This window comes from Leucobacter exalbidus (assembly GCF_017834145.1).
Lineage (GTDB): Bacteria > Actinomycetota > Actinomycetes > Actinomycetales > Microbacteriaceae > Leucobacter > Leucobacter exalbidus.
This window is the reverse complement of the sequence record NZ_JAFIDA010000001.1, coordinates 2,918,934-2,933,915: the sequence shown is the minus strand read 5'-3', so window position 1 is coordinate 2,933,915 and position 14,982 is coordinate 2,918,934. Positions and strand designations below refer to the sequence as shown.

Genomic DNA, 14,982 nt, shown 5'->3' with positions numbered 1-14,982 from the left:
TCTTTCATTTCAATCGTCAGCGATTAGCGGGCACGCGGTTGCATGCCGGTCACCGCTGCGGTGGTGCGGCAGGTGTTCTGCCGCACCACCGCATAGGTGGGGATCACCCGAGGGTGATGCGGGTGTTAGCCGTCGATCAGTGACTGCACGTCGGCAGCCATTTTCTGCCAGGTCGCCTTCGGGTCAGCGCCGTTGATGACGGTAGCCTCAGCGATGCCCCAGTTTTCCCAGACAGCGCCCATGGCGGGGATGGCGGGCATGGGAACCGATTCTGCGCCCACTGCCGCGAAGCCGGCAATGATCGGATCCTTTGAGGCTTCCTCTGCCGCTGCGGCGAGGGCCGGGAGCACGTTACCCGAAGCAAACAGATCCATCTGCACGTCTTCGGTGCCAATGTAGTTCACGAGGAAGTCGTTCGCGGCAACCTTGTTCTTTGACTCAGCTGAGACGAAGAAGCCCTTCACACCGGCGAACGGTGCGGCGGCTGCGTCGGTCGGGCTGGGCACCGTGTCGATGGCGACATCGATGCCGGCGTCGGTGGCTGCGCCGACGTTCCAGGGGCCGGTGAGCCAGAAGGCTGCTTTGCCGTCGAGGAAGGACTGCTTGGCGATATCACCGTCGATGTCGGTGTTGAAGACGCCGGTGCCGTTCTTGCCCTGGCTGCCGAGCCAGGCCGCGAAATCATCGCCACCAGCGTTACCGATCTGCAAATCAGCGGGGTCATAGCCCTCGTCGTTGCTCCCAAATACGGGGGCGCCGAACGCGGTCTGGAAGGGGTACAGGTGGTAGGGGTTACCCTCGGCGCCCTGCTCGACCACGAACGGCTGGTCGAGGCCGGCGGCCTGGCCCTTGGCGATCATGTCGTCAAAGTCGGCGGCGGGCTCGGGCACCAGTTCGGTGTTGCGCAGCACCGCGATGTTCTCGACGGCGTAGGGCAGCAGGTAGGTGGTGCCCTCATAGGTGGCGGCGTCAACCGCGACGGGGAGGTAGTCGGCGGCAGAGTCGCCGAGCTCGATCGGGGCCACGACACCGTTGGTGGAGAGCTCACCGAGCCAGTCGTGGGCGCCCATGACAACGTCGGGGCCCTTACCGGTGGGAACCTGCTGGATGAAGTCATCCTTGATGTCGGCGGTGTCTTTACCGACGAGGTTGACCTCGATGCCCTTTTCTTCGGAGTAGCTGTCGGCTGCACCCTGCAGTGCATCAACGCGCTCAGCGTCAACCCACACCGTCAGGCTGCTCGCGGCGGCCTCAGGCGAGGTCGTTTCCTTTTCGGCTCCGCTTTCGCCAGACGAGCAGCTCGTGAGACCAAGCGTCACGATGGCTGCGACAGCCCCGACAGAAAGCAGGCTCTTCTTTGTCACCCTCATTGGTGTGCCCTTCTTCAAAACTTCAGTTCGGCGACGGCGCTGGCGGGGTGATACTGCCCGGTTCTGCGATGAACCAGATCCGCGAGCTTGCGGCCGTTCCTTGGTGTGTGGCGCTCACTTTGTGCAAGCGGTTACATTTATACCTTGTGAACGACACTTTGACAAATGGCTTGTTTGAATTCGATATAGACACGTTACCCACACGTGTTTCGACCCAAAATGTAAGCGCTTCCATTTTCTGAAAACTTCGGGTACCGTGTTCGCATGACTTCAGAATGGTGGCGCACCGCCGCGATCTACCAGATCTATCCCCGCTCGTTTGCAGATTCAAACGGTGACGGCATGGGTGACCTTGCCGGCATCACGTCACGCCTTGCCTCACTGCAGGAATTGGGCATCGACGCCATCTGGATCTCGCCGTTCTACACCTCACCGCAGAAGGACGCCGGCTACGACGTTGCCGACTACTGCGACATCGATCCGCTGTTTGGCACGCTCGCCGACTTTGATGCCCTCGTGGCCGAGGCGCACGCCCGGCAGCTGCGAGTCATCGTTGACCTCGTGCCCAACCACTCCTCTGACGCCCACCCGTGGTTCCAGGCCGCACTAGCCTCGGCCCCCGGCAGCCCTGAGCGCGCGCGTTACCTCTTCCGCGAGGGTCGCGGGCCCGAGGGCAACGAGCCCCCCAACAACTGGGAATCGGTGTTCGGTGGCCCGGCGTGGACCCGCCTCACCGAGGCAGACGGCACCCCCGGCCAGTGGTACCTGCACCTCTTTGACAGCTCACAGCCCGACTTCGACTGGACGAACGAAGAGGTGCGCGAGGAGTTCAGGCGCATCCTGCGCTTCTGGCTCGATCGCGAGGTCGACGGCTTCCGCGTCGACGTCGCCCACGGCATGATCAAGGCGGATGGCCTCCCCGATTTCACCCCACCCATCGACGGCGGCAGCATGGGCGGCGGAGCCGAAGACCCTGAGGTCGCCGCGCCCTACTGGGGACAAAACGGTGTGCACGAGATCTACCGCGACTGGCGCAAGCTGCTCGACGAGTACCCCGGCGAACGGGTGCTCGCGGCCGAGGCCTGGGTCGATCCGCTCCCCCGCGTCGCCAACTGGGTGCGCCCCGACGAAATGCACCAGGCATTCAACTTCGCCTACCTCGAAACCCCCTGGAACGCGCACGCCCTACGCGAGGTCATCGATGAGTCAATCGCCGCATTCCACGGCGTCGGCGCCCCCTCCACCTGGGTGCTCTCGAACCACGATGTGGTGCGCCACGCGACCCGTCTCTCGGTGACGGCCGTGAACCCCCAGGGTCACGGCCTCGGCCCGCGTTCCCTCGGGCTGCCCGAATATGCGCCCGGGCTGCGGCGCGCTCGCGCGGCAACCGCACTGATGCTGGCTCTGCCCGGATCGGCATACCTCTACCAGGGTGAAGAACTTGGCCTGCCCGAGGTCATCGATCTGCCCGACGACGCACGCCAAGATCCCACGTGGTTTCGCACGAACGGTGAACGCTATGGGCGCGACGGCTGCCGAGTGCCGCTGCCCTGGGAAGCCGACGCGCACGCCTTCGGGTTTGGCCCGGCGGGCACCCCGTGGCTGCCGCAGCCAGAAACCTGGGGCCTTCTCGCGCGCGACGCGCAGCGCGAGGACCCCACATCAACGCTGTCGATGTACCGCGCGCTGCTCACGCTCAGGCGCGAACGCCAGCTCGGATCGGGCAGTCTGACCTGGGTCGCGGGATACCCCGAGTCAGTGGTGGCCTTCCGCAACGAAAGCGTGATCGTGGTCGCGAACACCGGCGACACCGCCATTGAGCTGCCCGCGGCACGCGTGCTGCTGGCGAGCGCGCCGGTTGACGGCACCACGCTCGAGCCCAACACCACGGTGTGGCTCGAGGCGTAACCGCGACGCAGCAGTTCAGCAACGCGGCAGCGCAGTAGCTCAGCAGCGCAGTAACTCAACAACAAGCATATTCGGGCGGGTGACCTCAGGTCATTCGCCCGAATACTTGTCGTTACACTAGAACAGTTCAGAAATTGAGGGGCTATGGCCAGCATTGAAGAGGTCGCAAAACTCGCGGGAGTCTCAACCGCGACGGTCTCTCGCGCCTTGAGCGGCCGCGGTCACGTCTCACCCGCCTCGCGCGCCAAGGTCGAGAAGGCCGCCGGTCAGCTCGGCTATGTAGTGTCATCGAACGCCTCCAGCCTGGCCTCGGGCCGCACCCGCAACATCGGCGTGGTCGTACCATTTCTGAATCGTTGGTTCTTTTCCTCGGTGCTCGAGGGGGCGCAGCAGGCGCTGCTGCGCCACGGCTACGACCTCACCCTCTACAACCTTGCGGGAGACGGCCAAGAGCGCGCCAGCGTCTTCGAACACTTTTTGATGCGCCAGCGGGTGGACGCCGTCATCGCGGTGTCACTTGAGCTCACCCCGCCAGAAGTGACGAGGCTGCACGAACTCGGCAAACCCCTCGTGGGGGTCGGCGGCCCCATTCCCGGGGTACACACCCTCGCCATCGACGACGGGGCCATTGCAAAACTCGCGACCGAGCACCTCATTAGCCTGGGGCACACTCGTATCGCACACATCGGCGGCAGCAGCGAGTTCGATCTCGACTTCCATCTCCCCTCGCACCGCCGCATCGGCTACGAGAGTGCGCTCACCGAGGCCGGCCTCACCGTCGACCCGCGCCTGTTTGCCGCCGCAGATTTCATGGTGCCGGGCGGCTACACCGCCGCGAAGCAGTTGCTGGGCAACCCGCGCGACCGACCCACCGCCATTTTTGCGGCGTCAGACGAGATGGCGTTCGGATCGATCCTCGCCGCCCGTGATCTGGGCCTCAGCGTGCCCGGCGACGTCTCGATCGTGGGCATCGACGATCACGACCTTGCTGAATTCTTTGGACTCACCACGGTCGCCCAGTTTCCTCGGGTGCAGGGTGAGCGCGCCGTCGACGTCTTGATGAATGAGCTCGAGCCAGGCCGGGGCGAGGTGCCAGCTCCTACGGCGACGCCCCTCCCCTACGAACTGCGCGTGCGCTCCTCAACGGCCCGGCCAGCAGCCTAGGTTTCCCTCGGCTGCTGGCCACGGTCGCTGTGGCTGTCACTGCAGCTCACCGGTGCTACAGCTCGCCGTTGCGCCTGTTTGCCCCGCTAGCGTTCGCCCGCGAGCACAAACTTTGCGCCGAGTTCGCCAATCAGCACGGCGGGAGCGTTCGTGTTGCCCGTCGACACCCGCGGCATCACCGAGGCGTCAATGACGCGCAGCCCATTCACACCGTGCACCGCGAGCCTGGGCGATACCACCGCGAGGTCATCGACGCCCATCTTGCAGGTGCCGACCTGGTGGTGGTAGGTGGCCACGGTGTTGCGCACGTACTCGACGAGGTCGTCACCGTCACCGATTTCGGGGCCGGGGTACACCTCGACGGCGCCCCACCCGCCCTCGCCCGGGCGAGCGGCGAGGGCTCGCTGGCTGCCGATGCGACGGCACTGCTTCACCGATGCAACAAGTGAGGCCAGATCGTCGTCGTGGCCGAGCGCGTCAAGGTCGATCAGCAGCGGGTCTTCGGGGTTGGGGCCCGACAGCGTGATGGATCCGCGCGCTGCGGGCGTGATCAGCCCGGCCATCAGCGAGAAGCCGTCACCGGTGCGGGGCGCAAGGTTGTCGCCGTACATCGGCACCGAGAAGTTGATCGGCTGAGTGTCGGGGCGATCAAGCTCTGCCCGGCTCTTCCAGAACAGGTGCGTCTGCGCCGGTGATACCCCGGGCTGGGGCGGCCCGACGGGCGTCTCCGTTTCAAAGATCACGGGGGCGAGCAGGTGATCGTGCAGATTCTTGCCCACGCCGGGCAGATCAGCGCGTGAGGCGATACCGTGCTGGGCCAGCTCATCGGCCGGGCCAATGCCCGAACGCAGCAGCAGGCGCGGCGAATCGATCGCACCGGCGGCGAGGATCACCTCGTCGGCGTAGAGCTCGTGCACCTCACCGTTTTGTGCGTAACGCACGCCGACCACGCGCGGGGCGGCCGGGGATCCGGAGCCTGCGGCAGCAGCACCCGAGCCAGCCTCAGTGCCCGAGCCAGCCCCGTCGCCCAAACCAGCCTCGTCAGCGAAGATGAGTTCGTGCACGTGGCAGCCGACCTCGACGCGCACCTGGTCGCGCACCGGCTTCAGATAGGCCATGTAGGTGTTGAGGCGCTGGCCGTCGCGGGCCGTGATTTGCTGCTGCGAGACGCCCTCGATTTCAGCGCCGTTGTAGTCGAGGTTGTGCGGCAGCCCTTCTTCAACGGCGGCGTCGATAATCGACTGCTGAATCGGCGAGAGCGCGTAGTCGCTCGTCACGTCGAGCAGGCCGCTCGTGCCGTGCAGGGCCGTGTTATCGGCGCCCGGGCCGTGAAAATTCTCGATGTCGCGGTAGACGGGCAGCACGTCGTTCCAGGCCCAGCCGTCATTGCCGAGGGCGGCCCAGTGGTCGAAATCCTGGGGCACGCAGCGCACCCAGATCATGGCGTTGAGTGAGTGCGAACCGCCCAACACCTTGCCGCGCGGCAGGTGAATATTGCGGCCAGCGGCACCGGGCTGCGGCACCGTGTAGTAATCCCAGTCGTCGGCGCTGTGCCACAGTTCGCCCATGCGGGCCGGGTCGTGAATCGCCGGGTTGGTGTCTTCGCCGCACGTTCCCTCGAGCGTGGCAGATGGGCCCCGCTCGGGCACCCGGGGCGGCCCAGTTCGTCGCGCAAACACAACTGTCAAGCGGCGCCAGACAACCCGCTTCAGGCGCGGGCGGCCTACGCTGAAGATACCGATCGGGCTCACCGTGCCTACCGGCTGCACCGTAACTACAGGACTCAATGTGGAGGAACCATGCACACTTACGACACCCTGCTCGCCGCGATCACCGAGCACGAGGGCGACACCCGCGACGTGTTTGACCCGGCCACCGGCGAGTTCATCGCGAAGGCTCCGGTGCACGACGTGGCCACGCTCGAGGCCGCGATCGATACCGCTGCCGCGGCTCAGCCCGCATGGGCGGCGCTCTCACACGAGGAGCGCAGCGCGTACCTGCACAAGGCTGCTGACGCGATCAAGGCCGCGGCCGAGCCTCTCGCCGAGCTGCTCTCGCGCGAGCAGGGCAAGCCGCTCAATGGCCCCAACGCCCGCTTCGAGGTGGGCGGCGCCGAGGGTTGGACCCGCGCGGCCGCCGACACCCCGTTGCCCGTCGAGGTCATCATCGACGACGAATCGGGCTACGCCGAAATGCACTACCGCCCCCTGGGCGTGGTGGGCGCGATCTCGCCGTGGAACTGGCCGATGATGATCTCGATCTGGCAGATCGCCCCGTCCTTGCGCATGGGCAACACCGTTGTGCTGAAGCCCGCAGAGACGACCACGCTCTCGGTGCTCGCGCTCGTCAAGGTCATGAATGAGGTGCTGCCCGCGGGCGTGCTCAACATCGTGCCCGGCCCCGGCAGCACGGTGGGTGACGCGCTCACGCGCAGCCCCAAGATCGGCAAGATCATGTTCACCGGATCAACCCCGGTGGGCAAGCGCATCATCGCGGCTTCGGCCCCCAACGTCACGCGCCTCACGCTCGAGCTCGGCGGCAACGACGCGGGCATCGTGTTGCCTAACGTTGACCCCGCGGCGATTGCCGAGGATCTCTTCTGGGGCGCCTTCATCAACACGGGCCAGACCTGCGCGGCGCTCAAGCGCCTGTACGTGCACGATTCGGTGTACGACGCGGTCGTCGAAGAGCTCGCGAAGGTCGCCGCGAACATGCCCATGGGCGTGGGCCTCGATGAGCAGAACGTGCTCGGCCCGCTGCAGAACCGGGCCCAGTTCGACATCGTCGATCGCCTGGTCGAATCGGCCAAGGCCTCGGGTGCCCGCGTGGTGCTGGGCGGGGATCCGGATCGCGATGCGGTTGGCAACTTCTACCCGACGACGCTGATTGCCGACATTGACCCCCACAACGACCTCGTGCTCGAGGAGCAGTTTGGGCCGGCGCTGCCGATCATTCGCTACTCCGACCTCGACGAGGTCATCGGGCTCGCCAACGAGCTCGAGGTTGGCCTCGGTTCTTCGGTGTGGTCGTCAGATCGCGCCGAGGCACTCGCCGTGGCCGCCCGCCTGCAGGCGGGAACGACCTGGATCAACGGACACGGCGGGCTGCACCCGATGATTCCGTTTGGCGGGGCCAAGCACTCGGGCTATGGCCGTGAGTTTGGCGTCGCGGGCCTCAAAGCCGTCGCCGAGCCCCACGTCATCAGCGGCTAAGTGTCGCCCTGCGGCTAGGTTTCACATCGGTGCATGCGCGATGGGTGTTCATTCACCTGTCGCGCATCGCTGTTTCTAGCGTCAAAGATGGCGCCCCAACCTCAGATCGTATACGATCGGCATCACGCCCCGTTGAAGTGGAGAACACGTGCTCGAACAATCACAGATCATTGAGATCGCAGACGAATTGGTGCAGGCTGACAAGGATCGCGCGGTGCTGCCCAAGCTCACCAGCCGCTACCCCGGCATGCAGATTGAAGATTCGTACGCCATCCAAAAGGAATGGTCAGATCGCCGCATTGCCCAGGGCGCCAGGCTCGTCGGGCACAAGATCGGGCTCACCTCACGCGTGATGCAGGTCGCCACCGGCATCACCGAACCCGACTACGGTGTCATCCACGACGACATGGTCTACGAATCGGGCTCGGTACTCGAATTTGATCGCTTCTCAAACGTGCGCATCGAAGTCGAGCTCGCATTCGTACTCGCGAAGCCGCTCGCCGGCCCCAACGTCACGCTGTTCGACGTGCTCGATGCGACCGCCTACGTGGTGCCCGCCCTCGAGGTACTCAACTCGCACCTCGAGCTCGAGGGTCGCACGATCGTCGACACGATCAGCGATAACGCCGCGATGGGCGCCATGGTAATCGGCGGCCGCCCGATGAAGGTCGACGAAATCGATCTCACCTGGGCAAAGGCGCTGCTCTACCGCAACGAGGTCATCGAAGACTCGGGCGTCGCCGGTGCCGTACTCGGCCACCCCGCGCTCGGTGTCGCCTGGCTCGCCAACAAGCTGGCGCAGCACGGCCAGACGCTCGAGGCCGGCGAGATCATTTTGGCCGGCTCCTTCACGAAGCCGATGTGGGTGGAGCGCGGCGACACCGTGCACGCTGACTACAACGAGTTTGGGAGCGTGACGTGCCGGTTCCTCTAACCCTTCCCGACACATTCGCGCAGCGCATCGCGGCCGCAGACCGCCCCCAGATCGGCCTGTGGGTGTGCTCGGGCAGCCCCGTCGCCGCCGAGATTGTCGCCGGCAGCGGCTGCGATTGGGTGCTACTGGATGCCGAGCACTCCCCCAACGGCCTCGAGTCCACGCTGGCTCAGCTGTATGCGATGAGCGCCTACCCGGTGGCGCCGCTCGTGCGCCCACCCTTTGGCGACACGGTGCTCATCAAACAGTTTCTCGACCTGGGGGCGCAGAACCTGCTGATCCCCATGGTCGATACAGCTGAGCAGGCCGCCGAGATCGTGCGCGCCACCCGCTACCCGCACGGCGGCGTGCGCGGAGTCGGCTCAGCGCTCGCGCGCTCGGCCAGGTGGAACCGCGTCGAGGGCTACCTGGGGCGCGCAAACGAAACCATCAGCCTCACGGTGCAGATCGAATCGGCCCTCGCGGTCGAGAACGTCGAAGCCATTGTCGCGGTTGACGGCGTCGACGCAATCTTTGTGGGCCCGTCTGATTTGGCGGCATCCATGGGCCACCTGGGCCAGCAGTCTCACCCCGAGGTCGTCGCGGGAGTCATGCGCGCGATCAAGGCGGGCCAGGCCGCGGGCAAGCCCGTCGGCGTCAACGCATTTGTAGCGGCTGACGCAGACCGATACATCGAGGCGGGCGCTGCGTTTGTGGCGGTTGGCGCCGATGTGGCCATTCTCGCCCGCCAGACCGAGGCCCTCGTGGATCGCTTTGTGGGCACCCCTGGCGCTGCACCCCGCGCGAGCTACTAGCTCGCAGCACAGCAACGCCAGATCCGGAGCTTTCAGTTATTCCGGAAGAAACCGCAGCGTTTCTTCCGGAATAGCTGAATCCTCCTGCTGGAGTGACTTGGCTCCACATCTCAGCGTCCTGGGATGACAGATCCATCCGGATCGTATATCATTTGAAATACAACGACGAAGCGAGGTAGCTATGACGTACGGAATCGAGACCCCCGGCAAGATCATTGCCGTTCATCTCAATTACCCCTCCCGCATTCAGCAGCGCGGGCGCACTCCCCAGTTCCCGTCATACTTTCTGAAGCCGGCTTCATCGCTCGCGGCAACGGGCGGCATCATTGAGCGCCCCGCCGGCACCGAGCTGCTCGCCTTCGAGGGCGAGGTCGCACTCGTGATCGGCGCACCCGCCCGCTGGGTCTCCCCCGAAGACGGCTGGAAGCACGTCGCCAGCGTCACCGCGGCGAACGACTTCGGCATCTACGATCTGCGCGCGGCCGACAAGGGCTCAAACGTACGAAACAAGGGCGGCGACGGCTTCACCCCCATCGGCCCGGCCGCGATCGACACCGCAGGCATCAGCCAGGATGACTGGCGCGTGCGCACCTGGGTCAACGGCGAGCTCGTGCAGGACGACACCAGCGACACGTTGAAGTTCAGCTTCGGCCAGCTGGTCGCCGACCTCTCACAGCACATGACCCTTGAGACCGGCGACGTGATCCTCACGGGCACCCCCGCTGGCTCTTCGGTTGCCGTTCCCGGCGACGTGGTCGAGGTTGAGGTTGACGCTCCCAACGCCGCAGGCGCTCCGAGCACCGGCCGCCTCGTGACCACGGTCACCCAGGGCACGACCGCGTTTGGTGACTTCGGCAGCGCGCCGCAGGTCAACGACCTGCAGCGCATCGAGGCCTGGGGCAGCGAAGAAGAGCACGCCGCGGCAGTCGCCGCTGGCCGCGCCACTCCCCTCGAAGAAGCACCGCACCCGCTGAATGACGAGGTGCGCGCACTGCTCGCCAACGTTGCGGTCGCGACTGTTTCTGCCGCCCTGCGCAAGCGCGGCTACGTCGACATCTTCATCGATGGCGTGCACCCCAACCACGACGGCGATCAGATTCTCGGTGTCGCAAAGACACTGCGCATGATCCCGTTCCGCCCCGACCTCTTCAAGAGCCACGCGGGTGGGTTCAACGCCCAGAAGCGCGCGTTTGACACCGTGCTTCCCGGCGAGGTCATCGTGGTTGAGGCTCGCGGCGTGCGCGGCACCGGCACCGTCGGCGACGTGCTCGCCCTGCGTGCGCAGGTGCGCGGCGCCGCCGGCATCGTCACCGACGGCGGCGTGCGCGATTACTCGGCTGTCACCGAGTTCGATATTCCCGTGTTCTCACAGGGTGCGCACCCGAGCGTGCTCGGCCGCAAGCACGTGCCGTGGGAAACCGATGTCACCATCGCCTGCGGCGGCGCAGCCGTGCAGCCGGGCGACGTCATCATGGGCGACCGTGACGGCGTCATCGTGATCCCGCCGTTCCTGCTCGCCGAGGTGGCCGCCGAGGCTGCCGCGCAAGAGCTGCAGGATGAGTGGGTTGCCGCCCGCGTCGCCGAGGGCGAAGCCGTTGACGGCCTCTTCCCGATGAACGCCCAGTGGCGTGCCCGCTACGACGCCGAGCTCGCAGCCCGAGGCTAATCATGGCAACGGAGTCCAAGTCAGAGCAGGCCTACCGCCTGATCAGGGACCGCATCGATAGCGGCCAGTACGTTCCGGGTTACCGGCTCGTACTGGCCCCCATCGCGGCCGAGCTCCAGATGTCGGTGGTGCCGGTGCGCGAGGCGATCCGGCGCTTGGAAGCCGAGAAGTTCGTTACCTTCGAACGCAATGTGGGTGCGCAGGTCGCGCTGGTGAAAGAAACCGAGTATCTGCACACGATGCAGACGCTCGCGCTCGTTGAGGGTTCGGCGACCGGCCTTGCGGCCCCGCACATTACGCCCGATCAGATTCGTCGCGCCCGCGCGATCAATCAGACCATGCGTGATTCGCTCGCCGCGTTTGATCCGCAAGCGTTCACCGAATTGAACCTTGAATTTCACAGCGTGCTGTTCGAGACTTGCCCCAACCCCCACATTCTCGATCTCGTGCATCGCGGTTGGAACCGCATGAAGGTACTGCGTAATTCGTCGTTTAGTTTCGTACCGGGTCGCGCGAGCGAATCGGTGAATGAGCACGATCAGCTGCTCGCTCTCATCGAGCAGGGAGCCGATCCCATGGAAATTGAATACATGGCCCGCAAGCACCGCACCGCCACCCTCGATGCGGTGCTCTCGCACCAATCCGAGCACAGCGCGCTCCAGCCGCACTAGCTTCACCGCATTCCCCTCACAAATTTTTCACGCTTCACCGTTCCAACGAAGGAGACACCATGACACAGAACAAGCCCGCAGGTCTTCCCGACAAGATCCGCCACTTTATCGACGGTGAGTTCGTCGACTCCATTGGTGGCGCAGAGTTCGATGTGATCGAGCCCGTCAACAACGAGGTATACATCACGTCTGCTTCGGCGCAGCAGGAGGACGTTGACCTGGCTGTCGCGGCCGCCAAGCGCGCATTCGACGAGGGCCCCTGGCCCAAGATGCTGCCCCGCGAGCGCTCACGCATTCTGCACAAGGTCGCCGACATTGTTGAGTCGCGCGATGACCAGCTCGCGCTGCTTGAGAGCTGGGACTCGGGCCTGCCCATCACCCAGGCCAAGGGCCAGGCTCGCCGCGCCGCCGAGAACTTCCGTTTCTTCGCCGACCTGATCGTCGCGCAGCACGACAACGTCACCAAGGTGCCCGGTCGCCAGATCAACTACGTGAACCGCAAGCCCATCGGTGTTGCCGGCCTCATCACCCCCTGGAACGTGCCCTTCATGCAGGAGTCGTGGAAGCTGGCCCCGGCCATCGCCACCGGCAACACCGTCGTTATGAAGCCCGCCAGCTACACGCCCCTCTCGGCGGCGCTGTGGCCCGAGATCTTCCGCGAGGCTGGCCTGCCCGAGGGCGTCTTCAACCTCATTCTCGGCTCGGGTGGTGTCGCGGGCGATGCGCTCGTGAAGCACCCCGACGTGCCCCTGATCTCGTTCACGGGCGACAGCTCGACCGGCGCAATGATCTCGACCAACGCGGCTCCCTTCCTGAAGGGCCTCTCGCTCGAGCTCGGCGGCAAGAGCCCCTCGGTCGTCTTCGCTGACGCCAACCTCGAAGAGGCGCTCGACGCCACCGTGTTCAGCGTGTTCAGTCTGAACGGCGAGCGCTGCACCGCGGGTAGCCGCGTGCTCGTGCACCGCGACATCTACGACGAGTTCGTCGAGCGCTACGCAGAGCGTGCCAAGAACATTGTGGTCGGCCTGCCCGGCGACCCGGCCACCGAGGTCGGCGCACTCGTGCACCCGAGCCACTTCGAAAAGGTCATGAGCTACGTCGAGATCGGCAAGACCGAGGGTCGCCTTGTCGCCGGCGGCGGTCGCCCCGAGGGCTTCCCCACGGGCAACTACGTCGCCCCGACGGTGTTCGCAGACGTCGCCCCCGACGCCCGCATCTTCCAGGAAGAGATCTTCGGCCCGGTCGTAGCGATCACGCCCTTCGACACCGACGAAGAGGCACTCGAGCTGGCGAACAACACCAAGTACGGCCTCGCAGCCTACGTCTGGACCTCTGACCTGAAGCGTGCGCACAACTTCGCCGACGGCATCGAGTCGGGCATGGTGTGGCTGAACTCGAACAACGTGCGCGACCTGCGCACCCCCTTCGGTGGCGTGAAGGCTTCGGGCCTCGGCCGCGAGGGCGGCTACCGCTCGGTCGACTTCTACACCACGCAGCAGTCGATTCAGATCACCTTGAACGAGGCGCACTCACCCCGCTTCGGCGCGGGCAAGTAACTACTCGAGTAACCGAGCGTGCGGGGCAGCCCCTAGGCCGCCCCGCACGCCACTCACTAACTTTTAAGACGCAAGGAAGCGACATCATGGCAAAGCTCAACGAAGAAGACAAGCAGTCGGCAGGCTTCTGGGTCACCCAGGAGGCCCCGATCATCTCTGACAACCCGATCCCCGCCCCCACCTCTGAGGCACCAGACATTCTCCGCTGCGCCTACATGGAGCTGATCGTCACCGACCTCGCCGCATCGCGCGAGTTCTACGTCGACGTGCTGGGACTCTACGTCACCACCGAAGACGACGAGGCCATCTACCTGCGCTCCACCGAGGAGTTTATTCACCACAACCTCGTGCTGCGCAAGGGCCCCGTCGCGGCCGTCGCCGCGTTCTCATACCGCGTGCGCAGCGCAGCTGATCTCGACAAGGCCGAGGCGTTCTTCGGCGAGCTCGGCTGCGAGGTGCGCCGCAACCCGAACGGATTCGTGAAGGGCATCGGTGATTCGGTGCGCGTCGTCGATCCGCTCGGCTTCCCCTACGAATTCTTCTTCCAGACCGAGCACACCGAGCGTATGTCGTGGCGCTACGACCTGCACATCCCCGGTGAGCTGGTGCGTCTCGATCACTTCAACCAGATCACGCCCGACGTGCCCCGCGCTGTGGGTTACATGCAGAACCTGGGCTTCCGCGTGACCGAGGACATTCAGGATGCCGAGGGCACCGTCTACGCCGCGTGGATGCGCCGCAAGCCGACCGTGCACGACACCGCGATGACCGGTGGCGATGGCCCCCGCATGCACCACGTCTGCTTCGCAACGCACGAGAAGCACAACATTCTCGCGATCTGTGACAAGCTCGGCTCGCTGCGCAAGTCAGACAGCATCGAGCGTGGCCCCGGCCGCCACGGTGTTTCGAACGCGTTCTACCTCTACCTGCGCGATCCCGATGGCCACCGCGTCGAGATCTACACCCAGGATTACTACACGGGCGACCCCGACAACCCCGTCGTCACCTGGGATGTACACGACAACCAGCGCCGTGACTGGTGGGGCAACCCCGTCGTGCCGTCGTGGTACACCGAGGGCTCGCTCGTGCTCGACCTCGATGGCAACCCGCAGCCCGTCGTGGCCCGCACGCACGACTCCGAAATGGCCGTGACCATCGGCGCCGACGGTTTCTCGTACACGCGCGACGAAGAGGGCGATAAGGGCTTCAAGCTCGGCCACTCGCTGTAAAGACACAACTGGGGGGCACGACCGCAAATTTCTGCGGTCGTGCCCCCTTTCTGTATTCTTAAACAGTCCCGGATCACGCCACGATCCTCCATCGTCATCCCAAAGGAACGCGTCTTCCATGTGTCCCGCAGCACTCCGCACCGAAAAAGTATTCTCATTTGGCACCCTGCTGTTTAGTCGGTGCATTGGAGAGCGCTTGTGTAACGACCCGATAGCGGGCGTGTAGGTATCCAATAGCGCCCGAGTCAATATGGAGGTCTTTGGTGGGCCACGCTCGTAGGCTCCTTCTGCCGTCCGCTGTTACCGGACGACAGAAGAAGCAACTCTGATGGTACATAAGATCAAAGCGCGCGCCGCCCGTGAGCAGCTCATATGGGAGACCGTGGCAGATATGACCGAGTCAGAAGTCCACGAACGGCTCTTCCCCGACAGAAGGAACCGCGGGAGTATCTACGAACAGCCCGACTGGCACCGACTA

At 65.1% G+C, this 14,982-nt stretch carries 11 protein-coding genes; 9 read left to right on the top strand and 2 right to left on the bottom strand.

Annotated elements, in window-relative coordinates:
* Window positions 1–125 precede the first annotated feature (125 nt).
* Window positions 126–1,370: a sugar ABC transporter substrate-binding protein gene (locus JOF28_RS13290; RefSeq protein WP_209706234.1), complete on the bottom strand. Its 1,245-nt coding sequence runs from the start codon at window positions 1,368–1,370 to the stop codon at window positions 126–128.
* 264 nt (window positions 1,371–1,634) lie between these two features.
* On the opposite strand from JOF28_RS13290, the gene JOF28_RS13285 reads away from it, so the two are divergent.
* Window positions 1,635–3,278: a glycoside hydrolase family 13 protein gene (locus tag JOF28_RS13285; protein ID WP_209706232.1), complete on the top strand. Its 1,644-nt coding sequence runs from the start codon at window positions 1,635–1,637 to the stop codon at window positions 3,276–3,278.
* Between the two features lie 144 nt (window positions 3,279–3,422).
* Window positions 3,423–4,442, top strand: coding sequence for a LacI family DNA-binding transcriptional regulator (locus JOF28_RS13280; protein ID WP_209706230.1), 1,020 nt, complete (start codon window positions 3,423–3,425; stop codon window positions 4,440–4,442).
* An 86-nt stretch (window positions 4,443–4,528) separates the two neighbouring features.
* Here the strand turns inward: JOF28_RS13280 and JOF28_RS13275 are convergent, their stop codons facing one another.
* Window positions 4,529–6,010, bottom strand: a complete 1,482-nt coding sequence (locus JOF28_RS13275; RefSeq protein ID WP_209707129.1) for a GMC family oxidoreductase — start codon at window positions 6,008–6,010, stop codon at window positions 4,529–4,531.
* A 231-nt stretch (window positions 6,011–6,241) separates the two neighbouring features.
* Between JOF28_RS13275 and JOF28_RS13270 the strand changes: the two genes are divergently transcribed.
* The 7 genes from JOF28_RS13270 (at window position 6,242) to hpaD (ending at window position 14,504) form a co-directional block, all read left to right on the top strand.
* Entirely contained in the window at window positions 6,242–7,654 is a 1,413-nt protein-coding gene (locus JOF28_RS13270; protein ID WP_209706228.1) for an aldehyde dehydrogenase family protein, read from the top strand.
* A 148-nt stretch (window positions 7,655–7,802) separates the two neighbouring features.
* Entirely contained in the window at window positions 7,803–8,588 is a 786-nt protein-coding gene (hpaH, locus tag JOF28_RS13265) for a 2-oxo-hept-4-ene-1,7-dioate hydratase (RefSeq protein ID WP_209706210.1), read from the top strand.
* Entirely contained in the window at window positions 8,573–9,382 is an 810-nt protein-coding gene (locus JOF28_RS13260) for an HpcH/HpaI aldolase family protein (RefSeq protein WP_209706208.1), read from the top strand. Before hpaH ends, JOF28_RS13260 begins: the two co-directional genes overlap by 16 nt.
* Window positions 9,383–9,563: 181 nt before the next feature.
* Complete coding sequence (locus tag JOF28_RS13255) at window positions 9,564–11,048, top strand: fumarylacetoacetate hydrolase family protein (RefSeq protein ID WP_209706206.1); 1,485 nt, start codon at window positions 9,564–9,566, stop codon at window positions 11,046–11,048.
* 2 nt (window positions 11,049–11,050) lie between these two features.
* Window positions 11,051–11,719, top strand: coding sequence for a GntR family transcriptional regulator (locus tag JOF28_RS13250; RefSeq protein ID WP_209706204.1), 669 nt, complete (start codon window positions 11,051–11,053; stop codon window positions 11,717–11,719).
* 59 nt (window positions 11,720–11,778) lie between these two features.
* A complete protein-coding gene (locus tag JOF28_RS13245) occupies window positions 11,779–13,275 on the top strand; it encodes an aldehyde dehydrogenase (protein ID WP_209706202.1) in 1,497 nt (498 codons plus the stop codon).
* 86 nt (window positions 13,276–13,361) lie between these two features.
* Window positions 13,362–14,504: a 3,4-dihydroxyphenylacetate 2,3-dioxygenase gene (hpaD, locus tag JOF28_RS13240; protein WP_209706200.1), complete on the top strand. Its 1,143-nt coding sequence runs from the start codon at window positions 13,362–13,364 to the stop codon at window positions 14,502–14,504.
* Window positions 14,505–14,982: the final 478 nt, after the last annotated feature.

What these genes read in the sequence shown, in the direction of transcription:
- JOF28_RS13290 (WP_209706234.1), bottom strand. Translation starts at nt 1,370, where the DNA reads ATGAGGGTGACAAAGAAGAGCCTGCTTTCTGTCGGGGCTGTCGCAGCC.
- JOF28_RS13285 (WP_209706232.1), top strand. Translation starts at nt 1,635, where the DNA reads ATGACTTCAGAATGGTGGCGCACCGCCGCGATCTACCAGATCTATCCC.
- JOF28_RS13280 (WP_209706230.1), top strand. Translation starts at nt 3,423, where the DNA reads ATGGCCAGCATTGAAGAGGTCGCAAAACTCGCGGGAGTCTCAACCGCG.
- JOF28_RS13275 (WP_209707129.1), bottom strand. Translation starts at nt 6,010, where the DNA reads ATGGGCGAACTGTGGCACAGCGCCGACGACTGGGATTACTACACGGTG.
- JOF28_RS13270 (WP_209706228.1), top strand. Translation starts at nt 6,242, where the DNA reads ATGCACACTTACGACACCCTGCTCGCCGCGATCACCGAGCACGAGGGC.
- JOF28_RS13255 (WP_209706206.1), top strand. Translation starts at nt 9,564, where the DNA reads ATGACGTACGGAATCGAGACCCCCGGCAAGATCATTGCCGTTCATCTC.
- JOF28_RS13250 (WP_209706204.1), top strand. Translation starts at nt 11,051, where the DNA reads ATGGCAACGGAGTCCAAGTCAGAGCAGGCCTACCGCCTGATCAGGGAC.
- JOF28_RS13245 (WP_209706202.1), top strand. Translation starts at nt 11,779, where the DNA reads ATGACACAGAACAAGCCCGCAGGTCTTCCCGACAAGATCCGCCACTTT.
- hpaD (WP_209706200.1), top strand. Translation starts at nt 13,362, where the DNA reads ATGGCAAAGCTCAACGAAGAAGACAAGCAGTCGGCAGGCTTCTGGGTC.